This is a genomic window from Sphingomonas gilva (assembly GCF_003515075.1).
Classification (GTDB): domain Bacteria; phylum Pseudomonadota; class Alphaproteobacteria; order Sphingomonadales; family Sphingomonadaceae; genus Sphingomonas; species Sphingomonas gilva.
Genome location: NZ_QWLV01000002.1, coordinates 570959 through 593791 on the forward strand (window position 1 = coordinate 570959; position 22833 = coordinate 593791).

Annotated in this window: 25 protein-coding genes; 18 read left to right on the forward strand and 7 right to left on the reverse strand. The window is 68.2% G+C overall.

The annotated features are described in order from the left end of the window. From D1610_RS07355 to miaB, 3 genes are all read left to right on the forward strand, one after another. Positions 1-423, forward strand: coding sequence for a Fur family transcriptional regulator (locus tag D1610_RS07355; protein WP_118863469.1), 423 nt, complete (start codon positions 1-3; stop codon positions 421-423). Between the two features lie 187 nt (positions 424-610). After that, positions 611-1360, forward strand: coding sequence for a lysophospholipid acyltransferase family protein (locus D1610_RS07360; protein ID WP_118863470.1), 750 nt, complete (start codon positions 611-613; stop codon positions 1358-1360). 23 nt (positions 1361-1383) lie between these two features. Beyond that, a complete protein-coding gene (gene miaB, locus D1610_RS07365; protein WP_182466762.1) occupies positions 1384-2688 on the forward strand; it encodes a tRNA (N6-isopentenyl adenosine(37)-C2)-methylthiotransferase MiaB in 1305 nt (434 codons plus the stop codon). On the opposite strand, the gene D1610_RS07370 is transcribed toward miaB, so the two are convergent. Next, positions 2685-3149, reverse strand: a complete 465-nt coding sequence (locus D1610_RS07370) for an endonuclease domain-containing protein (protein WP_118863471.1) — start codon at positions 3147-3149, stop codon at positions 2685-2687. The genes miaB and D1610_RS07370 overlap by 4 nt on opposite strands. 400 nt (positions 3150-3549) lie before the next feature. Between D1610_RS07370 and D1610_RS07375 the strand changes: the two genes are divergently transcribed. From D1610_RS07375 to metK, 8 genes are all read left to right on the forward strand, one after another. Then, the gene (locus tag D1610_RS07375) at positions 3550-4548 is read left to right on the forward strand and encodes a PhoH family protein (protein ID WP_118863472.1); all 999 of its coding nucleotides are present in this window, start codon (positions 3550-3552) and stop codon (positions 4546-4548) included. Between the two features lie 42 nt (positions 4549-4590). Beyond that, complete coding sequence (locus D1610_RS07380) at positions 4591-4848, forward strand: type II toxin-antitoxin system VapB family antitoxin (protein WP_118863473.1); 258 nt, start codon at positions 4591-4593, stop codon at positions 4846-4848. After that, positions 4845-5255, forward strand: a complete 411-nt coding sequence (locus tag D1610_RS07385; protein ID WP_118863474.1) for a type II toxin-antitoxin system VapC family toxin — start codon at positions 4845-4847, stop codon at positions 5253-5255. Before D1610_RS07380 ends, D1610_RS07385 begins: the two co-directional genes overlap by 4 nt. After that, positions 5248-5757: an rRNA maturation RNase YbeY gene (gene ybeY, locus D1610_RS07390; protein WP_118863475.1), complete on the forward strand. Its 510-nt coding sequence runs from the start codon at positions 5248-5250 to the stop codon at positions 5755-5757. Before D1610_RS07385 ends, ybeY begins: the two co-directional genes overlap by 8 nt. A gap of 8 nt (positions 5758-5765) precedes the next feature. Then, positions 5766-6677 (forward strand): hemolysin family protein, encoded by a 912-nt coding sequence (locus tag D1610_RS07395; protein ID WP_118863476.1) that lies wholly within the window; start codon positions 5766-5768, stop codon positions 6675-6677. A 192-nt stretch (positions 6678-6869) separates the two neighbouring features. After that, positions 6870-8195 carry a PQQ-dependent sugar dehydrogenase gene (locus tag D1610_RS07400; protein ID WP_118863477.1) on the forward strand — a complete coding sequence of 442 codons (1326 nt, stop codon included), beginning with the start codon at positions 6870-6872 and terminating at the stop codon, positions 8193-8195. Between the two features lie 131 nt (positions 8196-8326). Next, entirely contained in the window at positions 8327-9856 is a 1530-nt protein-coding gene (gene lnt / locus D1610_RS07405) for an apolipoprotein N-acyltransferase (RefSeq protein WP_342768323.1), read from the forward strand. 69 nt (positions 9857-9925) lie between these two features. Further along, positions 9926-11122 (forward strand): methionine adenosyltransferase, encoded by a 1197-nt coding sequence (gene metK, locus D1610_RS07410; protein WP_118863478.1) that lies wholly within the window; start codon positions 9926-9928, stop codon positions 11120-11122. 17 nt (positions 11123-11139) lie between these two features. Here the strand turns inward: metK and D1610_RS17025 are convergent, their stop codons facing one another. Continuing rightward, entirely contained in the window at positions 11140-11289 is a 150-nt protein-coding gene (locus D1610_RS17025; protein WP_182466734.1) for a hypothetical protein, read from the reverse strand. Between the two features lie 182 nt (positions 11290-11471). Here D1610_RS17025 and trmB point away from each other — a divergent pair, with 182 nt between their 5' ends. Both trmB and D1610_RS07420 read left to right on the forward strand, forming a co-directional pair. After that, complete coding sequence (gene trmB / locus D1610_RS07415; protein ID WP_118863479.1) at positions 11472-12152, forward strand: tRNA (guanosine(46)-N7)-methyltransferase TrmB; 681 nt, start codon at positions 11472-11474, stop codon at positions 12150-12152. 122 nt (positions 12153-12274) lie between these two features. Beyond that, positions 12275-13453 carry a GGDEF domain-containing protein gene (locus D1610_RS07420; protein WP_118863480.1) on the forward strand — a complete coding sequence of 393 codons (1179 nt, stop codon included), beginning with the start codon at positions 12275-12277 and terminating at the stop codon, positions 13451-13453. A gap of 10 nt (positions 13454-13463) precedes the next feature. Here D1610_RS07420 and D1610_RS07425 read toward each other — a convergent pair whose 3' ends face one another. Beyond that, positions 13464-13715: a hypothetical protein gene (locus D1610_RS07425; protein ID WP_118863481.1), complete on the reverse strand. Its 252-nt coding sequence runs from the start codon at positions 13713-13715 to the stop codon at positions 13464-13466. 80 nt (positions 13716-13795) lie between these two features. Continuing rightward, the gene (locus D1610_RS07430; protein ID WP_118863482.1) at positions 13796-14866 is read right to left on the reverse strand and encodes a GNAT family N-acetyltransferase; all 1071 of its coding nucleotides are present in this window, start codon (positions 14864-14866) and stop codon (positions 13796-13798) included. A 78-nt stretch (positions 14867-14944) separates the two neighbouring features. Between D1610_RS07430 and D1610_RS07435 the strand changes: the two genes are divergently transcribed. Further along, the gene (locus D1610_RS07435) at positions 14945-15409 is read left to right on the forward strand and encodes a DUF2721 domain-containing protein (protein ID WP_118863757.1); all 465 of its coding nucleotides are present in this window, start codon (positions 14945-14947) and stop codon (positions 15407-15409) included. Further along, on the forward strand, positions 15406-15855 hold the full coding sequence (locus tag D1610_RS07440) for a DUF4345 domain-containing protein (RefSeq protein ID WP_118863483.1): 450 nt from the start codon (positions 15406-15408) through the stop codon (positions 15853-15855). The genes D1610_RS07435 and D1610_RS07440 overlap by 4 nt, the downstream gene beginning before the upstream one ends. Here D1610_RS07440 and D1610_RS07445 read toward each other — a convergent pair. Beyond that, positions 15807-17366, reverse strand: a complete 1560-nt coding sequence (locus D1610_RS07445) for an amidase (protein WP_245942057.1) — start codon at positions 17364-17366, stop codon at positions 15807-15809. The genes D1610_RS07440 and D1610_RS07445 overlap by 49 nt on opposite strands. 161 nt (positions 17367-17527) lie before the next feature. Here D1610_RS07445 and D1610_RS07450 point away from each other — a divergent pair, with 161 nt between their 5' ends. Next, entirely contained in the window at positions 17528-18172 is a 645-nt protein-coding gene (locus tag D1610_RS07450) for a hypothetical protein (protein WP_118863485.1), read from the forward strand. Between the two features lie 157 nt (positions 18173-18329). Here D1610_RS07450 and D1610_RS07455 read toward each other — a convergent pair whose 3' ends face one another. Beyond that, positions 18330-18884, reverse strand: a complete 555-nt coding sequence (locus tag D1610_RS07455) for a GNAT family N-acetyltransferase (protein ID WP_118863486.1) — start codon at positions 18882-18884, stop codon at positions 18330-18332. After that, on the reverse strand, positions 18881-20764 hold the full coding sequence (gene sppA / locus D1610_RS07460; protein ID WP_118863487.1) for a signal peptide peptidase SppA: 1884 nt from the start codon (positions 20762-20764) through the stop codon (positions 18881-18883). The genes D1610_RS07455 and sppA overlap by 4 nt, the downstream gene beginning before the upstream one ends. Before the next feature lie 233 nt (positions 20765-20997). Between sppA and D1610_RS07465 the strand changes: the two genes are divergently transcribed. Continuing rightward, entirely contained in the window at positions 20998-22416 is a 1419-nt protein-coding gene (locus D1610_RS07465) for an MATE family efflux transporter (protein ID WP_118863488.1), read from the forward strand. Between the two features lie 95 nt (positions 22417-22511). Next, the gene (gene groES / locus D1610_RS07470) at positions 22512-22799 is read left to right on the forward strand and encodes a co-chaperone GroES (RefSeq protein ID WP_118863758.1); all 288 of its coding nucleotides are present in this window, start codon (positions 22512-22514) and stop codon (positions 22797-22799) included. The last annotated feature ends 34 nt before the right edge of the window (positions 22800-22833 follow it).

The window sequence follows — 22833 nt, forward strand, 5'->3', positions numbered from 1 at the left end:
ATGGGCCGCAAGATCGATCTCGAAGCACTCTGCCACGAAAAGGGCCTGCGCATCACCGAACAGCGCAAGGTCATCGCGCGCGTGCTGTCGGATGCGGACGACCATCCCGATGTGGAAAAGGTCTATGCCCGCGCCTCCGCCATCGATCCGGGCATCTCGATCGCCACCGTCTATCGCACGGTGCGCCTGTTCGAGGAGGCCGGCATCCTCGACCGCCACGATTTCGGCGACGGCCGCGCGCGCTACGAACCCGCGCCCGAGGCGCATCACGATCACCTGATCGACGTCGAGACCGGCAAGGTCGTCGAGTTCGTCGATCCCGAGCTCGAACAGCTGCAGAAGCAGATCGCGGAAAAGCTGGGCTATCGCCTGGTCGATCACCGCATGGAGCTCTACGGCGTCTCGCTCAGCCGCAAGGAATAGCCGCATAGGCGCGCACGTCTTTTGGGGACCAATGGTCTCCCAATACCGTCACCCCGGACTTGTTCCGGGGTCCATCGTGCCGCAGGCGCAGTGCTCACATCTTCAAACCGATCCCCCGCCGCACGATGGACCCCGGAACAAGTCCGGGGTGACGCGGTGGCTGGGACTATCGAACGCACGACACTGAATGTCTGCCCCGTCAGGCACGCTTCGGGCCGCCGCCCGCATCGCCGGCTTCATCCTCGCCGTCCTGGTCGCGGTGCCGCTGCACGGTCTGTGGCGGCTGTTCCGCCTCCCCTCTCCCTGGCCACGCCTGTTCCTCGGGGCGATCGGCCGGATCGCCGGCGCGCGCCGTATCAGCATCGGCCGTCCGCTTCGCCGCGACGTATTCTTCGTCGCCAACCATCAAAGCTGGCTCGACATCCCGCTGCTCGCCGGCGCGAGCGGCACCGCCTTCATCGCCAAGGACAATCTCGAGGGCGTGCCGCTGATCGGCTGGCTGTGCGGGCTCAACAACACGGTGTTCGTCTCGCGCACCGACCGGATGGGCATCGCCGATCAGATCGCCAAGGTCCGCGCCGCGCTCGCCGAGGGCTGGAGCCTCGCCATCTTTCCCGAAGGGACGACCACCGACGGACGGACGTTGCTGCCGTTCAAGGCCCCCCTGCTCGCGGTGCTCGATCCGCCGCCGCCGGGCGTGATGGTCCAGCCGGTGTGGATCGACTATGGCCCGAACGCGACGGAGATCGCCTGGGTCGGCGACGAGCATGGCAAGGACAACGCGCTGCGCATCCTCGCCCGCCCGGGCGGCTTTCCCGTGCGGCTCCACTTCCTCGAGCCCTTCGACCCCGCCGCCTTCCCCGGCCGCAAGGCGATCGCCGCCGAGGCGAGACGCCGGATCGAGAGGGCGATGGGGATGGTGCCTCCCGGAGAGTGATGACGCAGCCGCGCGACCGCATTATAGGCGCGGCCATGTCCCCCAATCCCAAGACCTACGCGGTCAAGTCCTTCGGCTGCCAGATGAACGTCTATGACGGCGATCGCATGGCCGAGCTGCTCGCCGCGCAGGGCATGACCGCGGCCGATGCGAACGAGGCCGACGTCGTCGTCCTCAACACCTGCCACATCCGCGAAAAGGCGACCGAGAAGGTCTATTCGGACATCGGCCGCCTGAGAAAGGACGGGCGCAAGCCGATGATCGCGGTGGCCGGCTGCGTCGCGCAGGCCGAAGGCGAGGAGATCGTCCGCCGCGCCAAGGTCGATGTCGTGGTCGGCCCGCAGGCCTATCACAACCTGCCCGATCTGCTGGCGAAGGCCGCCCGCGGCGAGGCGGCGCTCGACACCGACATGCCGGTGCTCTCCAAGTTCGGCCACCTCCCAGCGCGCCGCCGCGTGCCGCCCTCGGCCTTCCTCACGGTGCAGGAGGGCTGCGACAAATTCTGCACCTATTGCGTCGTCCCCTATACCCGCGGCGCGGAGGTCAGCCGCGCCTTCGCCGCGATCGTCGACGAAGCGGAGGCGCTGGTCGATGCCGGGGCGAAGGAGCTCACGCTGCTCGGCCAGAACGTCAATGCGTGGGAAGATGGCGATGGTCGCGGCCTCGACTCGCTGATCCGCGCGCTCGATCGCATCCCCGGCCTGCAGCGCATCCGCTACACCACCAGCCATCCCAACGACATGACCGAGGGCCTGATCGACGCGCATCGCGACGTCGGGAAATTGATGCCCTATCTCCACCTCCCCGTGCAGTCGGGCAGCAGCCGCATCCTGAAGGCGATGAACCGCAGCCACACCCGCGACAGCTACCTTCGCGTGCTGGACAAGGTGCGCGAGGCCCGCCCGGACATTGCGCTGTCCGGCGATTTCATCGTCGGCTTCCCCGGTGAGACCGAGGCCGATTTCGCCGAGACCCTCAGCCTGGTGGACGAAATCGGCTACGCCCAGGCGTACAGCTTCAAATACAGCCCCCGCCCCGGCACCCCCGCCGCGACCATGCCCGATCAGATCGCCCCGGAGGTGATGGACGAGCGCCTCCAGCGCCTGCAGGCCGCGCTCAACCGCGATCAGGAGGCGTTCAACCTGGCGACGGTCGGCAAGCGGTGCAGCGTCCTGATCGAGCGCAAGGGCAAGCTCCCCGGCCAGATGCTCGGCAAGTCGCCTTGGCTGCAATCGGTCCACCTGATGACCGAAGCCGCGATCGGCGATGTGGTCGAGGTGGAGGTGGTGAGCGGGGGGCCGAATTCGCTGGCGGGAGCCGCTAGCTAACCGCCCGTGGCCGACCCACCCCCAGCCCCTCCCTTGCCAGGGAGGGGAGTGGCTGAACGAGACCTCGGCACTCTCTTCCTCCCCTCCCTGAAAGGGAGGGGATGGGGGTGGGTCCCGCCGAGGCACTCGGCGGCCTTCTGAAGGATCGCCTCACCAACACCATCTGGATTCTCATACACATCGCCGTTCCAGAACCGGATCACGGTCCACCCCTGTCCTTCCAGAAACGCCGTCCTCTGCGCATCGTAATCCCCCGCCTCCAGATGCTGACTGCCGTCGAACTCAACCGCCAGCCTCGCCTCGCGATTGGCGAGGTCGACAATATACGGCCCGACCGACAGCTGGCGCGTGAACTTGGGTCGGAATCGCGACAACCGCCGCCAGATCAGGCGTTCCGCTTCGGTCGGAGCGTTGCGAAGCGCGCGGGCATTGGCGGTCATGTGGGCAGGAACCCGCTTCATGTCGCAAGCCTATCGCAGCGCGCTATCGCGCGCCACCCACCCCCAGCCCCTCCCTTCCAGGGAGGGGAGTAACAGTGGCGCGACCTTACCTTCTCCCCTCCCTGGACAGGGAGGGGCCGGGGGTGGGTTGACCTCTCCGCATCATGATACCCCTCGGCAAAAACGCCACACCCCTCCACCAATCGCGCATCCCGCAATTCCCCCCTGTCCTACATGCGCGCGCTCTGCCAAACTCGCGCGCGATGCAGTCTTGCCTCACCGTTTCCGGAACCGCGCGCCTCAGCGGCCGTTCACCGGGATCGCGCGACATGCGCCGGACACTGAAGACACTGAACTTCGTCGCGAGCCCACGCCGACGTGGCGTGACTTTCGTGACTTTTGACCATCAGCAAGGAGCCGCATGAGCCGCAAACCCGTTCCCGCCCAGGCCGGCGACCGCGCCCGGCTGGAGGTCATCTTCGACCGGCCCCAGCTGCTCGGCCAGCTGTTCGGCGAATATGACCGCAACCTGATCGCGATCGAGAATCGCCTGGGCGTCTATGTCGGCGCGCGCGGCAACAAGATCGTGATCGAGGGCGAGGCGGAGGCGGCGGGCCGCGCGCGCGACGTGCTGACCGGTCTCTACAACCGCATCGTCCGCGGCGAGGAGGTGGATGCCGGCGTGGTCGAAGGCGTCATCGCCATGTCGGCGGAGCCCACGCTCGACGGCATCATCCGCACCGACGTCTCCGCGCCGCCGCCGGTGATGATCCGCACGCGCAAGAAGACGATCGTCCCCCGCACGCGCACGCAGATCGAATATATGCATGCGCTGGGCAGCAACGACGTGATCTTCGCGCTGGGCCCGGCGGGCACCGGCAAGACCTATCTCGCCGTGGCGCAGGCGGTGCAGCAGCTGATCCAGGGCACCGTCCAGCGCCTGATCCTGTCGCGCCCCGCGGTCGAGGCGGGCGAGCGGCTGGGCTTCCTGCCCGGCGACATGAAGGAGAAGGTCGATCCCTATCTCCGTCCCTTGTACGACGCGCTCTATGACATGCTGCCGACCGAGCAGGTCGAACGCCGCATCCTGTCGGGCGAGATCGAGATCGCGCCGATCGCCTTCATGCGCGGCCGCACCTTGTCCGACGCCTTCATCATCCTCGACGAGGCGCAGAATACTTCGCCCGCGCAGATGAAGATGTTCCTCACCCGCTTCGGCCAGAACAGCCGCATGGTGGTGTGCGGCGATCCGAAGCAGGTCGATCTGCCCGGCGGGGTCGAGTCCTCCGGCCTGGCCGACGCCGTCCGCCGGCTGGAAGGGATCGAAGGCATCGCGACCGTCCGCTTCATGACCTCCGACGTCGTCCGCCACCCGGTGGTGGGGCGCATCGTCGAGGCCTATGAGGGGGACAATGCTTGAAGGTTGGGATATCCGCTAGTATATCCAGGGTGGAGGCGCGTAATGGCATCGCTCTATATAAAGGATCCTCGAACGGCGGCATTGGCCAATGAGCTGGCGGCGCTGTTGAACCGGTCCAAGACCGAGGTTGTCCGGGAGGCACTTGAAAAGCGCAAGGCGGAGCTCTCCAAGCCTCTGACGGGACAGGCATATCTTGATTGGCTGGAGGATTGGCGCAAGCGCACTCCGCTCCCTGGCATGAAGGGCCCGCCAGCCGATAAGGCGTTTTATGATTGGCTCAGCGGCGATGCCGATCTGTGACTCTTTTCATTGACGCATCGGCCATCGTCGCCGTGATCGCCGAAGAAGAGGACGCGGCAATCTATGCCGGTCGGATTGCCGAGGACGATCAACGCTTAACGTCAGCCATCGCGATCTGGGAGGCAACGATTGCGGTCGCTCGACGCGGCAGGACATCCATTGAGGATGCCGCGGAGGCGGTGCGCGGCTATGTTGCGGGAAGCAGTTTCGGCATGGTTGCCATTCAGGAGCGTGAGACCTTGATCGCGATCGATGCTTTCGCCCGCTATGGCAAGGGTGTGGACCGGGCTGGTTTGAACATGGGCGATTGCTTCGCCTACGCCTGCGCCAAGGCGAATCACGCCCGCCTACTCTACAAAGGCAAGGATTTCGATCTCACCGATCTCGCCTGGTCCGACAATGCTTGAAGTCGCCGTCCAGCGGGAAGCCGGCTGGCCCGAAGCCGACTGGGAGGAGATCGCCCAGACCGCCGTCGCCGAAGCCATTCGGCAGGCGCCGCAGAGTGACGGCTGGCTCACGCGGTCGCTCATCATCGAGGTGTCGGTGCGGCTGACGGGCGATGCCGAGGTGCAGGCGCTCAATCGGCAGTACCGGCACAAGGACAAGCCGACCAATGTCCTTAGCTTCCCGATGGTGCAGCCCGACCTGCTGGAGGCGATGAGCAATTCGGACGATGGCGAGGTGCTGTTGGGCGATATCGTCCTCGCCCGCGAGACCTGCGCGCGCGAAGCGGAGGAGAAGGGCGTCGCCTTCGCCGATCACGCCACGCACCTGATTGTCCACGGGACGCTGCATTTGCTAGGGTTCGATCATATGGGGGATTCCGAGGCCGAGGCGATGGAAGCGCTCGAACGCGCGATTCTCGCCTCGCTCGACATCGACGACCCCTACGAAATTCGCGAGGACTGACCGCCGCCATGCCAGAGGGTTCCAGTAGAAGCTCCCAGGACAATACCGAAGGAGGCCGATTGTGGACCGGCCTGCGCAACCTGCTGTTCGGCGAGGAGCATGAGCCGACCCTCCGCGAGGAGATAGAGGAGGCGCTGGACGAGCATGAGGACGACCTCGCCCGCCCGGGCAATGGCGACCTTACCCCGCTCGAGCGGCAGATGCTCAAGAACCTGCTGCATTTCGGCGAGCGCGACGCGGGCGATGTCGGCGTGCCGCGCGCGGACATCATCGCGATCCCCGAGACGGCGAGCTTCGCCGAGCTGGTCGCGCTGTTCGCCGAATGCGGCCACAGCCGTCTGCCCGTCTATCAGGACAGCCTCGACACCGTCATCGGCATGATCCACGTGAAGGACGTGTTCGCCCATATGGCCTCGGGCGAGCCGGCGCCCGACAGCATCGACAGCTTCGTGCGTGAGCCGCTCTATGTGCCCCAGTCGATGGGCGTGCTCGATCTGCTCGCCGAGATGCGCACCAAGCGCACCCACCTCGCCATCGTGCTCGACGAATATTCGGGGACCGAAGGGGTCATCACCATCGAGGACCTGGTCGAGGAGATCGTCGGCGATATCGAGGACGAGCATGACGAGGCGCCCGAGGACCTGATCGTCCCATTGGACGGCGGCGGCGCCTGGGAAGCCGACGCGCGCGCCGAGCTGGAGGATGTCGCCGAGCTGATCGACCCCCGCCTGGCCGAGGCGGAGGAGGATATCGACACGATCGGCGGGCTCGCCGTGGTGCTCGCCGAGCGCGTGCCAGAGGTCGGCGAGTGCATCGCCCATGACAGCGGCTGGACGATCGAGATCGTCGCCGCAGACGACCGCCGCGTCGAACGCGTCCGCCTGCATCCGCCCAAGAAGGCGATCCCGCAGGATGAATAACCGTCGCCCCTGCGCAGGCGGGGGCCGCAGTCGGCAAACGCAACACGGGATGTGCCACAAGCCCGGCGGCCCCTGCCTTCAGCCGCAGGCTGAAGTTTATCCTGAGCGCCTGCCTGCAGGCAGTCGAAGGGCAGGGGCGACGAGTGTCGTTTGTCTTTTGCGCTCCGCGGCATCGCCCCCTAGATTGAAGATATGCGCAAACATATTCTCCGCCTCGTCCTGATCTTCGTCGTCATCGCGGCCGTCGCGCTGTTCTTCCTGTCCAGGCCGGACCGGGCGGAGCTGTCGGTCGCCGCGGTCAGCGGCGTCCGGCCGGAGATCACCGCGCCGCGCAAGGAGATCATCCCTACCGTCTCGGTCGCCGATGCGGTCGGCTGGCCTGACGGCGCGACGCCCAGGGCGGCCGAGGGGCTGAAGGTCAATGCCTTCGCCCGCGGGCTCGACCATCCGCGCTGGATGACGTTGCTCGACAATGGCGACGTGCTGGTGGCGGAAACCAATTCGCCGCCGCGCGAGGTGAAGGGCATCGCCGATTGGGTGATGGGCAAGCTGATGGGGAAGGCCGGCGCGGGCGTTCCCTCGGCGAACCGCATCACCTTGCTGCGCGACGCCGACGGCGACGGCACGGCCGAGGCGCGCAGCGTGCTGATCGACAATCTCGCCTCGCCCTTCGGCATGGCGGTGACCGGCGGCTATCTCTACATCGGCAACCACAATGCGCTCGTTCGGGTGCCCTTCACGCCCGGCCAGACCAGGATCACCGCGACCCCCGAAAAGGTCATCGACCTGCCGGGCGGCGGCAATCACTGGACGCGCAACGTCATCGCCAATGCCGACGGCAGCCGGCTCTATGTGACGGTCGGCTCCGCCTCCAACATCGCCGAGAACGGGCTGGAGGCGGAGACCAACCGCGCCGCGATCCTCGAGGTCGATCCCGTCGCCAAGACCTTCCGCATCTTCGCCGCTGGCCTGCGCAATCCCAACGGCCTGGCCTGGGAGCCGCGATCGGGGCGCCTCTGGACCACGGTCAACGAGCGCGACATGATCGGCTCCGACACGCCGCCCGATTATCTGACGGCGGTCGATTTCGGCGCGCATTACGGCTGGCCCTGGTATTATTGGGGCGGCTATCCCGACGCCCGGGTCGAGCCGGCGAACCCCGCGCTGCAGGAATATTCGAAGCGGCCGGACTATGCGCTGGGGCCGCACACCGCCTCATTGGGCCTCGCCTTCGCCGACGACATCCGACTGGGCGGGCGCTTCGCCAGCGGCGCGTTCATCGGCCAGCACGGATCGTGGAACCGGGTGCCGGTGTCTGGCTACAAGGTGGTCTACGTCCCCTTCGCCGCCAACGGCTTCCCGCCGGAAGGGGCCAAGCCGGTCGACGTGCTGACCGGCTTCCTCAACGACGAAGGCGAGGCGATGGGCCGCCCGGTCGGCGTGATCGGCGACAGGACCGGCGCGATGCTGGTGGCGGACGATGTCGGCAACGTCATCTGGCGGGTGAGCGCCAGATGACGTCGCCCCCGCGAAGGCGGGGGCCGCAGCCGGCATACACGGCGTCAAGTGCGCCACAAACCCAGCGGCCCCTGCCTGCGCAGGGGCGACGGGACTTGTCCGCTGCTTCCCAACCGTCCAAGTAGCGCAGCGTGCTGACCCGCCACCCCCGCATCGCCGCGCTCGTCCTTGGCCTGATCTCCGCCTGCGGATTCGAGCCCTTGGCGCTGTGGCCGGTGACGCTCGCCGCCTTCGCGCTGTTCATGGGCGTGATCTGGCGCGCGCCTTCGCTGAAGGAGGCCCTGTTCGCCGGCTGGCTGTTCGGCCTCGCGCATTTCTCGCTCGGGCTCAACTGGATCCAGAAGGCGTTCACCTATCAGGACGCGATGCCGCACTGGCTGGGCTATATCGCCCCCGTCCTGCTCTCGGTCTATCTCGCGGTCTATCCCGCTATCGCCGCGGGCCTCGCCTGGAGGTACGGCCGGTCCGACCGGCTCCGCTTCGGCATCGTCCTCGCCGCGGCGTGGATCGTCGTCGAGCTGCTCCGCGCGACGCTCTTCACCGGCTTTCCGTGGAACCCGCTGGGCGCGATCTTCGTGCCCGTGCTGGAGCTGGCGCGCGCCAGCCGCTTCATCGGCACCTATGGCCTGTCGGGCGTCGCGGTGCTGGCGGCGACGGCGCTGTTCCTGCTGCCGGCGCCCGAATGCCGCAAGCGCGCCGCGATTCTCGCCGCAGCGTTGGCGGCGATCGGCCTGACCGGCATCGTCCGCCCCACCCCGCCGCCGGCGGACGCGCCGCGCGTCCTGATCGTCCAGCCCAATATCGACCAGAAGCAATATCCCACGCCCACCCAGCAGCTCCGCTATCTCGAAACCTATGAGCGGCTGTCGCGCACCCCCTCCCCCGGCCCGACGCTGATCCTCTGGCCCGAAGGCGCGATCCGCTACCTGCTGGAGGACGGCTATCCGCGCTACGCCTATGATCTCGCCCCCTCGCGCCAGGTGCGCGGCCGGCTGGCGCAGCTGCTGGGCGAAGGCGACATCCTCATCACCGGCGCGGATGCGCTGATCTTCGATGAGAACCAGAACATGGTCGCCGCGCGCAACGCGATCTTCGCGCTCGGGCCTGACGGGCAGCTCAAGCATCGCTACGACAAGGCGCATCTCGTCCCTTACGGCGAGTACCTGCCGATGCGCGCGATCCTCGAGCCGATCGGCCTTTCGCGCCTGCTGCCCGGATCGTTCGACTTCATCCCCGGACCGGGCCCGCGCAACATGGCGCTGCCGCCCTTCGGCGCGGGGGCGATGCAGATCTGCTACGAGATCGTCTTTTCGGGCGAGGTGGTCGATCCGACGCGGCGCCCCGCCTTCATCTTCAACCCCTCGAACGACAGCTGGTTCGGCAGCTGGGGCCCGCCCCAGCATCTCGCCCAGGCGCGGCTGCGGGCGATCGAGGAGGGGTTGCCGGTGCTGCGCTCCACCCCCACCGGCATCTCCGCGCTGATCGATTCGGACGGCCGGCTGCTCGCAAGCGTGCCGCACAAGCGGCAGGGCGTGATCGAAGCGCCGCTGCCGCCCGCCGCCCGGCCCACGCTGTTCGCGCGGATGGGCAACTGGCTCGCCTGGGGCTTCGCGCTGGCGCTGATCCTGTTGGCCGTTGCGCTGGCTCCCAAGCGCCGCTAGGGGACATAAGGAAAGCTTTATATCAGGCCCGCGCGGATGCGCGGCCGCATTTCCAGCCAAGGTGTACCGATGCGCAGCAGCTTCCTCTTCACGTCCGAAAGCGTGTCCGAAGGCCATCCCGACAAGGTGTCCGATCAGATCTCGGACGCGATCGTCGACCTGTTCCTCTCCAAGGACCCAGAGGCGCGAGTCGCCTGCGAGACGCTGACCACCACCCAGCTGGTCGTGCTGGCGGGCGAGATCCGCTGCAAGGGCGTCTATGAGAATGGCGAATGGGCGAACGGCGCGCTCGCCGAGATCGAGCAGACCGTCCGCCAGACGGTCAAGCGCATCGGCTACGAACAGTCGGGCTTCCACTGGGACACCCTCACCTTCCACAACAAGCTGCACGGCCAGTCGGCGCACATCGCCCAGGGCGTGGACGAAAAGGGCAACAAGGACGAGGGCGCGGGCGACCAGGGCATCATGTTCGGCTACGCGACCGACGAGACGCCCGACTTGATGCCCGCGACGCTCTATTATTCGCACAAGATCCTCGAGCGCCTGGCCGCCGATCGCCACGCGAAGAAGGTCGATTTCCTCGAGCCCGACGCCAAGAGCCAGGTGACGCTCGCCTACGAGAACGAGATGCCGGTGCGCGCCACCGCGGTGGTCGTCTCGACCCAGCACGCCGAGGGCATGGACAATGACGAGGGCCGCGAAAAGCTGCGCGATTACGTCAAGGGCGTGATCGCCGACGTCCTGCCCAAGGGCTGGATGCCCGAGGACGAGCATATCTACGTCAACCCGACGGGATGCTTCGAGATCGGCGGGCCGGACGGCGACGCCGGCCTGACCGGCCGCAAGATCATCGTCGACACCTATGGCGGCGCGGCGCCGCACGGCGGCGGCGCGTTCAGCGGCAAGGACCCGACCAAGGTCGATCGCTCGGCCGCCTATGTCAGCCGCTATCTCGCCAAGAACATCGTCGCCGCCGGGCTCGCCCGCCGCTGCACGATCCAGCTGTCATACGCGATCGGCGTCGCCGAGCCGCTGTCGCTCTATGTCGACACCCACGGCACCGGCGCCGTCACCGAGGCGAAGCTGGAGGAGGTGCTGCCGACCTTGGTGCGCCTGACGCCCAAGGGCATCCGCACCCATCTCGGCCTCAACAAGCCGATCTACGCGCATACCGCGGCCTATGGCCATTTCGGCCGCAAGCCCGAAGGCGACCTGTTCCCCTGGGAGAAGACCGATCTCGTGGAGGCGCTGAAGGCGGCGGTCTGATCGATCGCCGCAATTCGTCAGCGGTCGTCGCGGTGGGACGGGGCGAAGACGATGATCTGTTGCCGGCGCTTGTCCTTCCGGTCCTTGCGGTAGCGCTGCAACGCCAGCGCGAAGCCGACGCCGGCCAGCAATATGATCGAGAGAATGATATAAACATGCGCAGTCATAGGTGCGGAACCCCCACTTTCCGACGCTGAGACGAGATTCGCCTTATCGGCCAGAATGTTGCGGCTGGATTGTAAGAATACGACATTTTGCTGCGGTGCAACGGGTTTGCGGTGCTGCGTGCATAACTCGCACCGTTCCGAGACAGCTTCATGGCAGAGCGGACTATTATAAGGCGTTTGGCATGACCGATCCGATGACGATTCGCCGGCTCTACGGCCGTCGGCAGGGCCACAAGCTGCGAGTCGGTCAGGCGCAGCTGGTGGAGGACCTGCTGCCGCGGGTCGCCGTACCGGATTCGGGCGCGCTCGACGCGGTGCGCCTGTTCGGCGACGATCGCCCGCTGGAGCTGGAAATCGGCTTCGGCGCGGGCGAGCATCTCGCCGCGCAGGCCGCGGCGCGTCCCGATCGCGGCTTCATCGGCTGCGAGCCTTTCCTCAACGGCGTGGTCGGCGCGCTGGGGCATATCCGCGAGGGCGGCCTGGCCAATGTCCGCCTGCATATGGGCGACGCGCTCGACATACTCGAACGCCTGCCGGACCGGTCATTGTCGCGCGTCTATCTGCTTCACCCTGATCCCTGGCCCAAGGCGCGCCACGCCAAGCGCCGCATGGTCAATCACGGCCCGCTCGATCTGATCGCGGCGAAGCTCCAGCCCGGATGCGAGTTCCGCCTGGGCACCGACGATCCGACCTATTGCCGCTGGGCGATGATGGTGATGGGCGAACGGCGCGATTTCGCGTGGACCGCGCGGACGGCCGCCGACTTCCTCGATCGCCCCGACGATTGGCCGGAAACCCGCTACGAACGCAAGGCGCGCCGCCAGGGGCACGAGGTCTGGTATTTCCGCTACCGCCGCATCTAGGGCGATCGCCGGATCATCCTGAAACCGGGCCAAGCCCCTCGCTCGGAACAGATATTAACCTCCTCGTGGCAGCCTCGGCACTCGTCAGCCATGTTTGAAAGACGTTGTCCAAGAGGCGTGCCATGCTTCCCCACCGCATGTTTTTCCGTCCAAGCCGCGACATTCCCAATGCGAGCTATATCGAGATGGTCTCGATCCTGATGGCGGGCAAGCTGCCGATCGTGATCGTGGCTCTGACCATCATCATGCTGGCGGGCTTCTCGCTTTCGGCACGGCTCGATTGGGTGATCGTCGGGCTGACCGCCACGATCCTTGCCCTGCTGTCCATGCGCTTCGCCATGATCGGAAAGTTCAGGCGGGAGATGAGCGCCGGCGGCCTGTCGATCGCGCCCGCGCGAACGTGGGAGCGGCGATATCGGGCGGTCGTCTGGCCATATGCCGCGCTTCTCGGGTTGCTTAACTTCCGCATCACCACGACGGGCGACCTGTTGGCGCACATGCTGGTGATCGCGGAGATATTCGGCTTCTGCGCGGGCCTGGTGACCCGCACCTCGGTGCGGCCGAAATTCTGCGCCGGGGCGCTGATGCTCGCCGCCATCCCGACCTCGGCGGGATTCCTGACCGTGGCCGCGAATGCGGCGGACGGCCGCTCGGGCTTTGCCTATCTGGCGGTCGCGTCGCTGATCGCGACATACAGCGTTTCCAGCCTCGAATCGGTCTCCTATCTCTATCGTACGATTCTCGCCCAGCTCACCGCCAAGCAGCAACTCGCCGGCCTTGCGCGTCTCGATCCCCTGACCGCCCTGCCGAACCGCATCCTGATGTTCGAGCAGCTCGAGGCCCTGCTGCACGCCTCGAAGACTTCCGAAGAGCTGGTCGCGCTTCATCTCATCGATCTTGACGGCTTCAAGGGAGTCAACGACCGCTACGGGCATCCCACGGGCGACGCCGTGCTGAAGCTGGTCGGCGATCGCCTGGGGAAGATATTGAGAGCGGGCGATATCGCCGCGCGCCTGGGCGGCGACGAGTTCGCGGTTATTCAGGTGGGCCTGCGCAGCTATCGTGAGGCGGAGATGCTCGGGCACCGGATCGTCAGGGCGCTCGGGGAGGCGTATCCGGCGCAGGAACACGCGATCTTTATCGGGGCGAGCTGTGGAATTGCCCTCGGACCGGTCGATGCACGGACTGCCGACTTGCTCGTCGAACGCGCCGACCAGGCGCTCTACGCCGCCAAACGAGCCGGCCGTGGCAAGGTTCATTTCTGGAAGTCGGACATCGAGCCGCCGGCTGTTGCGGCCTGATTGCCGGCTATCAGTGCTGCATCAACCCGTCGATGCGGTGGCGGATGTCCAAGGCATATTCGGCCCGCGCCCGCGACCTCGGGCATGACAGCGAGATATCGCTGACGATCGCATCCTTGATCCGCTCGACCGCGTCCGCGCCCAGTATGCCTGCGTGCTGGAGCTCGCTGCACAGCTGCAGCAGGCCGATCGTCGTCCCGGTGTCACGCACGCCGAGCAGCGCCAGCGCCTGATGCTGCGTCTTGGCCTCGATATGGTCCATCATCCTCTCCCTCGCCTGCTGTTTTTCGGTCGAGATTAGTGAAGGATAAGCCGATGTCAAAGGGCTGCAAAGCGGCGGGTTCAGGCCAGCTTGCGCCCGATGCCGCTTAGCAATTTCGCTACGCCCGCGCCGACGCCCGGCCGGACCAGCAGCCAGTTGCGGATCGCCGGCCCCCGTTCGGCGCCGAACTGCCGCTTGTACCCGCTGTCCCCCGCGCCCCAATCGACCTCGGCGATGCCGGCGCCACGCGCCTGCGCCAGATCCCGCCAGGCGAGGACGCGGCCCGGCGAGTGCGCGGCAAAGGCGGGATCGAACCCGTTGGCGATGATGTGCCGCCGCGCGCCGCAATCGATGCCGAAGGTGAAGGCGGCATCGCGGCCGCCGAGCGTCAGCATCGCGGCGTGGAGCATCGTCGCCAGCACCGGATCGGCGGTCGCCGCGCGCCAGAAGGCCGCGTGATCGGGCGCGACGAACTTCGCGTCGGCGCGGTCGGTGTCGGTTCCCACCCAGCTCGCCGCCTCGATCCGCGCCAGCCTGTCGAAGCTGTCCTGCGCCCAGCCATCGACCATGTCGATCGCGAGCGGGCCGTGCTCGCTCAGCCGGGCTTCGAACCAGCGGTTCCTCTTGGCGGTCGACGGTCGCGGCCAGTCGCCGTCCACCGGCACCGGCAGCCGCCAGCTGTCGCCTGACATACGCTCGATCACCGTCCAGCTGGCCGCTCGCGCGCGCGGGATCAGGCGCGCGACCAGCGGGTCGTCATCCATGACGGGCCCGATCCGCACTCCCCGCGCCGCGCGCGCGATGCCGCCCAGCAGCCGGTCGAGATCGCCGTCGTCGGCGTGCATCGCGATCGGCGCGCTGCGCATCGGCCAATAGCAGCCCGGAAGCGCGGCCAGCCCGGCGAGCTTCGGCCCGAACCCGGTCAGCGGCAGCGCGGCGGCGACGCCGCGCCCGTTCTCGACCACCACCGTCCGCGCCTCGCCGCCATAAGCGGCAAGCGCGGCGGCGAACCATGCCTGGCGAAGGAAACGACGGTCCGGCGCCGCGGCCTCCGCCGCTTCGTCGATCTCGCCCGCCAGCCCTTCGACCACGCGCGCCGCGCGCAGCGGCGCGGGCGTCGCGAAATGGCGGCGGGTCAGGAGCATCGTCATGCGCGCGATCCTATCGGCGCGGACCTTACCAATCGGTGCAGCTTGACGCGGACCGTCGCGCCGCAGCATCACCGCGCGATGCTCGATCTCTCCCCCGAAGTGACCACCATCGCCCAGACCATCCAGCTTTCGGTCGCGCCGGTGTTCCTGCTCGCCGGGATCGGCGCGATCCTCAACATGCTCGCCGGGCGGCTGGCGCGGGTGGTCGATCGCAGCCGCGCGCTCGAACGGCTCCACCCGCAATCGACCGGGCCCGAGCATGACCGCCATGTCTTCGAGCTGCGCATGATCGACCGGCGCATCACCATCGTCTCGACCGCGCTGGTGCTGTGCGTGTCGAGCGCGATCATGGTCTGCCTCGTCGTCGCCCTGCTGTTCGTCGCCGAGCTCGCGCACCTCGCCATCGGCACCATCGTCGCGGTGTCGTTCGTCCTCGCCATGCTGCTCCTGACCGCGGGGCTCGGCGCGTTCCTCCTCGAAACGCGCATCTCGGTGCGCACCATTCACGTCCGCGAGGAGCTGCTCGAGCGCGGGCGCAAGTGACGCTCGAAGGCGAGAAGCGGCTGCTCCAGGCGATCGTCGGCCTCGCCTGCCTGGTGCCATTGAGCGCGGGCCTGTGGGGCGTGCTGTCGGGCCCCGGCTGGCTGCGCGGCGTGGAGGCCGTGCCGATCGATCTCGACAGCCATTTCCGTTACGTCTCGGGCGTCTTCCTCGGCGTCGGCATCGGCTTCGTCACCTGCCTGCGCCGGATCGAGACGCGCGGGGACCGCTTCCGGCTGCTCGGCGCGCTGGTCGTGCTGGGCGGCCTCGCGCGGCTCATCTCGCTCCTCACCGTCGGCCAGCCCTCGGGCGGGCACGTCTTCGGCCTGGCGATGGAGCTTGGCGTCACGCCCTGCCTGATCGCCTGGCAGGCGAGCTTCGCGAAGCGATGGGCCGCCGCTCAGCGCATCGGATCGAGCCCCGGCCCGACATCGGCGCTGGGCAGATAGCGCGGCGGCACGCGCATCCGGCTGGCCTGCTCGAAGGCATAGCCGGCGCTCAGCACCATGGCGTCGCTCCACGCAGGGCCGATGAACGACAGCCCCACCGGCAGCCCGTCGGCCAGCCCCATCGGCACGGTCAGGTGCGGATAGCCCGCGATCGCGGGAAACCCGCTCGCGCTCGGTCCCTTGAAATTGTCGCCATGGATCGGATCGATCAGCCACGGCTGGCCATAGCTCGGCGCCACCAACAGCGCCACCTTGTGCTTCTTGAGCATCGCGTCGATGCCCTCGCGTCCCGCTTGCCGCAGCGATTTGGCGCGCGCGGCCTTGTAGCCGCGATCGGCTAGTCCCTTGGTCTTCGCCGCCATCTCGAACGTCTCCTGCGCGAAGAACGGCATCTCGGCGGCCGCGTTGGCGCGGTTGAAGGCGATCACGTCATCCAGTGTACGTGTGGTCACGGCGGGCGGCGTGGTCGCCAGATAGGCGTTCAGACCGGTCTTGAGCTCGGTGATCAGCACCTCGAACTCGGTTTCGTCGATGTCCTCGAATTCGGGCTTGTCGACCGCTACCAATATGGCGCCCGCCTTCTTCAACGCGGTCATCGCGGCATCGAACCGGGCGAGCAGCGCCGGATCGTCGCCCTCGCGGATCACCCCAACGCGCACGCCCTTCAGCGCGTCCGCGCGCAGCGAGCGGGCGAAGCCCTGCGGGCGGTTGGGGATGTTCATCGTCACGTCGTCGGTCGGATCGGAGCCCGCCATCGCATCGAGCAGGATCGCCGCGTCCTCCACCGTCCGCGCCATCGGCCCCGCGGTGTCCTGGCTATGGCTGATCGGCACGATGTGCGTGCGGCTGACCAGCCCGACGCTGGGCTTGAACCCGACCAGCCCGTTCATCGCGGCGGGGCACACCACCGATCCGTCGGTCTCGGTGCCGAGCGCGGCCGGCGCCAGGCTCGCCGCCACCGCCGCGCCCGATCCGCTCGACGATCCGCACGGGCTCCGATCGAGCGCATAGGGATTGCGCACCTGGCCGCCCACCGCACTCCACCCGCTCATCGATCTGGTCGAGCGGATATTGGCCCATTCGCTCAGATTGGTCTTGCCGAGGATGATCGCGCCCGCCGCCCGAAGCCGCGCCACCACCGGCGCGTCGCGATAGGTGAAATTGTCCCTGAGCGCGAGGCTGCCCGCGGTCGTCGGCATCCGGTCGCGCGTCTCGATATTGTCCTTGATGAGGATCGGCACGCCGTGCAGCGGCCCGCGCGCGCGGTGCCCGTCGAGATCGGAGGCGCGCGCCTGCGCCAGCGCGTCGGGGTTGACCGCGATGACGCTGTTGAGCCGCGGGCCGGCGCGGTCGATCGCGTCGATGCGCTCGATATAGGCCTCGACCAGGTCCTCGCTGCTGGTGTCCCCGGCGGCGAGCGCGCGCGAAAGCTCGGCGATCGAGCGTTCCTCGACATGGTCGCGCGCCGTCGTGACGCCGCCGTCGGGCACCACGGCGCATGCGCCCAGCATCGCGGCTCCCGCCACGCTCCAGATCAACCGCATGATATCGCCCCCACTTTTACTGCCCCACAAAGGGACAATGCCGCGAAGCGCGCGGTAGCGCAACCACCCGGGCGGTTCGGCCGTTGAACCAGCGAAATTTGTTTCCGGGTCGCAACGAAGGATCGCCCATGAAGACCGCCCTCACCGCCCTGCTGCCGCTCTCGGCCGTGCTCGCCGGTTGCGGCGGCGCGCCCGCCAAGCTGCCCGAAGCCGCGATCGAGCGCGCGGCGACCTGCGGCGTGGTCGCCGCCAACCAGGCGCGCGCGACGGTGCCGGACATCAAGGCGCCGCTTTCAGCCGCGCAACAGGGCGGCATCCTGCGCTACGCGCTGCTGGCGGGCGCCGAGGGCGAGGAGTTCTCGCGCGACCGCACGGCGCAGGTGGTCTCCGCCATGCCCGCGCTGGGCGAGGATATCAGCGAGGAGAGCATCGCCGCGCTCGCCCCGCAATGCGCCGCCGCCTATCCGATGCCCCAGGGCCCGGTCGAGCTGCCCGACGACCCGCTGGTCGCGGCGCAGGGCTGCGACGAGCTCAGCGACTTCATGCGCCAGGCGCTCGGCGCGCAGGGCTCGGCCTATAAGGACCAGCTCGACGCCTATTACGCGCTCAACCTGGAGCTCGACAGCCGCCTCGGCCCGCTCCTCGCCGCGCGCGGCGTGAACGGGGTCGAAGCCAGCGAGGCCGAAGCGCGCAAGGCCTTCGCGACGATCGCCAGGCTGGGCGAGCCCACCGCGGTGCTCGAAGCCTGCTCGGCAAGATATGTGAAGGGGTGATCCTCCGTCGCCCCTGCGCAGGCAGGGGCCTCAGGCGGCAAGCGCGGGCTTGCATGTGCCACAAACCCAGAGGCCCCTGCCTTCAGCCGCAGGCTGAAGTTTATCCTGAGCGCCTGCCTTGCAGGCAGTCGAAGGACAGGGGCGACGGGCTATCCCCTCAAAACCGCCTCACCCCCACATCGGCGAAGCGCTTCGGTTCCCTGGGCGGGTTCTCCGCTTCGGCCAGGTCGCGTTGCCACAGGCCGACGTCGATCCAGCGGCCCTGCTTCCAGCCGACCTCGCGGAACACGCCGCCGCGGCGGAAGCCGATCGATTCGTGCAGGGAGATCGAGGCGTCGTTGGGCAGCGCGATCATCGCGATCGCCTGGGTGAAGTCCTGCTCGGTCAGCGTGTCGACCAGCGCGTCGTAGAGCAGCCGCCCGGCGCCCTGCTGCTGGCGGTCGCCCGCCATGTAGATCGAGGTCTCGACGATGTAGCGATAGGCCGGCCGGTCGCGCCACTTGGTCGCATAGGCGTAGCCCAGCACGATGTCCTCGTCGCCGGCCGCGACCAGCCAGGGATAAAGCCCGTCGGACGCCGCCATCCGCCCGCGCATCGTCCGCGTGTCGGGCGGGTCGGTCTCGAACGAGACGGTCCCGCCCGCGACATAGGGCGCGTAGATCGCGGCGATGGCGGCGGCGTCGTCGGGCCGCGCCGCGCGGATCGTGATCACGCGCCGAGCTTCGCGATCAGCATGTCGATCAGCGACAAGTCCGCCTGCCGCGACACCGCGCGGGGGCCGTAGCCGCCGCATTCCAGGCAGCGCGCCTGCACGCCCTCGGCCCGCAGCAGCATCCGCACGTCGCCGATCGCGCGGGCGAGGACGCCGCGCTGCTCGGCGGCGATCCTGCCGAACAGGCCCGAAGGCGCCGCCTCGGCGTCGTCCTCCTCCTCGCTCGCGAACATCTCGGCGAGCTGCGCCTCCCAGCCCGGCTCCTTCTCGAAATAGACCGCATGAACCTCGTCCGGCTTCAGCTTGGCGGCGGTCGCGGCATAGCGGATCGCCTCCTGCAGCCCGCCGAACTGGTCGACCAGGCCCAGCTGGCGCGCGGTGCCGCCGTCCCATACCCGGCCCTGCGCGATCTCGTTCACGCGCGCCGGCGGCATGTCGCGCGCCTCCGAAACGCGCGCGATGAAGTCGCGGTAGATGTCCTCGACGCTCGCCTGCAGCACCGCATCGGTCTCCGCATTGGTGCCGGCGAAGATGTCGGGCTGGCCCGAAAGCGGCGTGGTCTGCACGCCGTCGGTGGTGACGCCGATCTTGGCCAATGTGTTCTCGAAGGTCGGGATCAGGCCGAACACGCCGATCGACCCGGTGATCGTCGCCGGCTCGGCGAAGATATGGTCGCCCGGCGTCGCCACCCAGTAGCCGCCGCTCGCCGCGAGCGAGCCCATCGACACGATCACCGGGATCCTCTTCGCCTTGGCCTGCAGGATCGCCTGGCGGATTCGCTCGGACGCGGTGACCGATCCGCCGGGCGAATCGACCCGCACCACCAGCGCCTTGATGTCATGCTCGGCGATGCCCTTCAGCAGCGCGCGGGCGATGGTGTCGCCGCCCGCGGTGCCGGCGGGCGCCTCGCCGTCGATGATCTCGCCGGCGATGGTGACCACGCCGATCGGCGATCCCGGCTTCTTCACCGGATTGGCGGCGAGCCAGTTGTCGAGCTTGATCTCGGCGAACTGCCCGGCGCGCTTCTTCGCGCCCTCGCCCGCGATCTCGGCGACTCGCTTGCCGAACGCAATGCGGTCGCCCAGCGTGTCGACCATCTTCGCGGCAAGCGCGGCGCGCGCCATGTCGCCCTGCTGGCCGGCGAGCAGCTCGACCGGATTGTTGAGCGCCATGTCGATCTGCGCCTGCGGGCGCGCCGTCTTCAGCGCGTTCTTCCAGGTCTCGAAGATCGCGCCGTACAGCGCCTCATTGGCCTCGCGCGCCTCGGGCGACTGGTCGGCGCGGGTGAACGGCTCAATCGCCGCCTTGTACTCGCCGACGCGGTAGACATGCGCGTTGACCCCCAGCCGGTCGATCAGCCCCTTGTAGTAGAGCTGCGATCCGCCGATGCCGCGCAGCATCACCCCGCCCAGCGGGTCGCTCCAGATCTCCGAGGCGTTGGCGGCGAGCAGATAGCCCGGATCGGTATAGGCGGTGGCGAAGGCGAGCACCGGCTTCTTCGCCTCGCGCACGCGGCGGATCGCCTCGCCTACCTCGATCAGCGCGGCGGGATAGCCGCCGGTGAAGCGGTCGAGATCGAGCACCACCGCCTTGACGCGATCATCGGTCCGCGCCGCATCGAGCGCGCGCACCACGTCGCGCAAGCGATATTCCTTGATCGGCGCCCCGCCGCTCAGCGCGGCGAAGGGGCTGATCTCGGCCGGCTGCTCGACGATCGATCCGTCGAGCTCCAGCACCAGCGCGCCCGGCGACACCGCCGCGCGATTGGGCGTTGCGGAGAGCAGCGCGAACAACAGGCCGAAGAACAAGAGCATCGCCAGGAGGACGAGCGCGTCCTTGATGCCGACCAGGATCTTCCAGGCGCCACGAACCAGTTTCACGTCGATGCTCTCCGATTGCCCCGAACCCGTCTAAAGCATGGCGACCTGGAGGTAAACGCCGCGTGTTAGCAGGCCAACACGCTCTCCCGTCGCCCCTGCGAAGGCAGGGGCCGCTGGGTTTGTGGCACATCCGAACGTCGTCCCTACCGCCTGAGGCCCCTGCCTCCGCAGGGGCGACGAATCGTTACGCGCAGGTTTCAAACCGCTGCGATTGTCCCTAGGGCACGCACCCGATGGACGCCGCGGTCTCGATTCCTGCCCTGACAGCCCCCGCGCCGCAAAGCTGGCGGCAGGAATTGCGCGCGCTCGCCAGGCTCGCCGGGCCGCTGGTCGGGGCGAACCTGCTGCAGATGGCGGTGGGGGCGGTCGACGTGATCTTCGTCGCGCGGCTGGGCACGGTCGATCTCGCCGCCGCCACGCTCGGCGTGTTCATGTTCAACCTGCTCATGTTCGCGCTGATCGGGCTGACCAGCGCCGCCGCGCCGCTGATCGCCGCCGAGCTCGGCCGCCGCGCGCATGCGGTGCGCGAGGTGCGCCGCTCGTTCCGCATGGCGTTGTGGGTCGCGGGCGCGGCGGCGGTGCCGGTGATCCTGATCCTGGCGCACGGCGAAACGCTGCTGCTGCTCGCCGGGCAGGACGCGGAGGTTGCGCGGCGCGCCGGCGGCTTTCTCAACATCGTCCTGTTCGCGATCGTGCCGGGGGTGGCGGCGGGCGTGATGCGCACCGCGGCGGCGGCGCTCGGCCGGCCGGGCTGGGCGTTCGTCGTCACCGGCCTTGCGCTGGGCGTGGCGATCCTCGCCAACTGGTGCCTGGTGTTCGGCAACGCCGGCTTTCCCGCGCTCGGGTTGAAGGGGTCGGCGCTCGCCAGCGTCGTCAGCCTGACGGTGATGATGCTCGCCTACATCATGATCCTGCGCTTCGATCGGCGCCTGCGCCGCTACCGCCTGTTCGGCCGCTGGTGGAACACCGAATGGCCGCGCTTCTTCGAGATCGTCCGCCTGGGCGTGCCGATCATGCTGACCTGGGTGTTCGAAGGCGCGCTGTTCGGCGGCGCCGCGATCCTGATGGGGCTGATCGGCGTGGCGGAGGTCGCGGCGCACGCGATCGCGCTCAACATCGCCGCGATCGCCTTCCAGATACCCTTCGGCGTCGCCCAGGCCGCGACGATCCGCGTGGGCATGGCCTATGGCGCGATGGACCGGCAATGGATCGCGCGCGCGGGCGCGGTCGCCCTGTCGCTCGGGATCGGCTTCATGGTGGTCACCGCCTCGCTGATCTGGCTCGCGCCGCGGCTGTTCGTCTCGGCCTATGTCGATGTCGACGCGCCCGCCAACCGGCTGGTGGTCGCGCTCGCGGTCCAGTATCTCGCGGTCGCGGCGATGTTCCAGCTGGTCGACGGCGCGCAGGCGGTCGCCGCCGGGGTGCTGCGCGGGCTGCAGGACACGCGCGTGCCGATGATCATCGCCGGCCTCGGCTATTGGGTGGCGGGGTTCGGCGCCTCGATCCTGCTCGGCTTCGGCTTCGGCTGGGAGGGCGTCGGCGTCTGGACCGGGCTCGCGGTCGGCCTGCTGGTGGTCTCGGTCCTGCTCGGCTGGCGCTGGGCCTGGCGCGAACGGTTGGGCCTTACGAATTTTCCCGAACCGACCCGTTGACGCCGCGAAGGCGCAACCGCATATGCGCGCTGCTGGCACTCGCCCGGGGTGAGTGCCAAGACCCATTACGACGTTAGACAAGAAGGATGACGCGCATGAACTTTCGTCCGTTGCACGACCGCGTTCTCGTTCGCCGCATCGAGGCCGACGAGAAGACCGCGGGCGGGATCATCATCCCCGACACCGCCAAGGAAAAGCCGCAGGAAGGCGAAGTCGTCGCCGCCGGCTCGGGCGCCAAGGCCGAGGACGGCAAGATCACCCCGCTCGACGTCAAGGCCGGCGATCGCGTGCTGTTCGGCAAATGGTCGGGCACCGAGGTCAAGGTCGACGGCGAGGACCTGATCATCATGAAGGAATCGGACATCCTCGGCATCATCGGCTGAGCCCGCTTCTTCTCATCCCTCACACGCGCGAGCT

What these genes read in the sequence shown, in the direction of transcription:
- trmB (WP_118863479.1), top strand. Translation starts at nt 11,472, where the DNA reads ATGACCGATCCGATGACGATTCGCCGGCTCTACGGCCGTCGGCAGGGC.
- D1610_RS07395 (WP_118863476.1), top strand. Translation starts at nt 5,766, where the DNA reads ATGCCAGAGGGTTCCAGTAGAAGCTCCCAGGACAATACCGAAGGAGGC.
- ybeY (WP_118863475.1), top strand. Translation starts at nt 5,248, where the DNA reads ATGCTTGAAGTCGCCGTCCAGCGGGAAGCCGGCTGGCCCGAAGCCGAC.
- D1610_RS07400 (WP_118863477.1), top strand. Translation starts at nt 6,870, where the DNA reads ATGCGCAAACATATTCTCCGCCTCGTCCTGATCTTCGTCGTCATCGCG.
- D1610_RS07360 (WP_118863470.1), top strand. Translation starts at nt 611, where the DNA reads ATGTCTGCCCCGTCAGGCACGCTTCGGGCCGCCGCCCGCATCGCCGGC.
- D1610_RS07435 (WP_118863757.1), top strand. Translation starts at nt 14,945, where the DNA reads ATGCTCGATCTCTCCCCCGAAGTGACCACCATCGCCCAGACCATCCAG.
- D1610_RS07355 (WP_118863469.1), top strand. Translation starts at nt 1, where the DNA reads ATGGGCCGCAAGATCGATCTCGAAGCACTCTGCCACGAAAAGGGCCTG.
- D1610_RS07445 (WP_245942057.1), bottom strand. Translation starts at nt 17,366, where the DNA reads ATGCTGGGCGCATGCGCCGTGGTGCCCGACGGCGGCGTCACGACGGCG.
- D1610_RS07450 (WP_118863485.1), top strand. Translation starts at nt 17,528, where the DNA reads ATGAAGACCGCCCTCACCGCCCTGCTGCCGCTCTCGGCCGTGCTCGCC.
- D1610_RS07430 (WP_118863482.1), bottom strand. Translation starts at nt 14,866, where the DNA reads ATGACGATGCTCCTGACCCGCCGCCATTTCGCGACGCCCGCGCCGCTG.
- groES (WP_118863758.1), top strand. Translation starts at nt 22,512, where the DNA reads ATGAACTTTCGTCCGTTGCACGACCGCGTTCTCGTTCGCCGCATCGAG.
- metK (WP_118863478.1), top strand. Translation starts at nt 9,926, where the DNA reads ATGCGCAGCAGCTTCCTCTTCACGTCCGAAAGCGTGTCCGAAGGCCAT.
- D1610_RS17025 (WP_182466734.1), bottom strand. Translation starts at nt 11,289, where the DNA reads ATGACTGCGCATGTTTATATCATTCTCTCGATCATATTGCTGGCCGGC.
- D1610_RS07420 (WP_118863480.1), top strand. Translation starts at nt 12,275, where the DNA reads ATGCTTCCCCACCGCATGTTTTTCCGTCCAAGCCGCGACATTCCCAAT.
- D1610_RS07375 (WP_118863472.1), top strand. Translation starts at nt 3,550, where the DNA reads ATGAGCCGCAAACCCGTTCCCGCCCAGGCCGGCGACCGCGCCCGGCTG.
- D1610_RS07380 (WP_118863473.1), top strand. Translation starts at nt 4,591, where the DNA reads ATGGCATCGCTCTATATAAAGGATCCTCGAACGGCGGCATTGGCCAAT.
- D1610_RS07425 (WP_118863481.1), bottom strand. Translation starts at nt 13,715, where the DNA reads ATGGACCATATCGAGGCCAAGACGCAGCATCAGGCGCTGGCGCTGCTC.
- D1610_RS07370 (WP_118863471.1), bottom strand. Translation starts at nt 3,149, where the DNA reads ATGAAGCGGGTTCCTGCCCACATGACCGCCAATGCCCGCGCGCTTCGC.
- D1610_RS07465 (WP_118863488.1), top strand. Translation starts at nt 20,998, where the DNA reads ATGGACGCCGCGGTCTCGATTCCTGCCCTGACAGCCCCCGCGCCGCAA.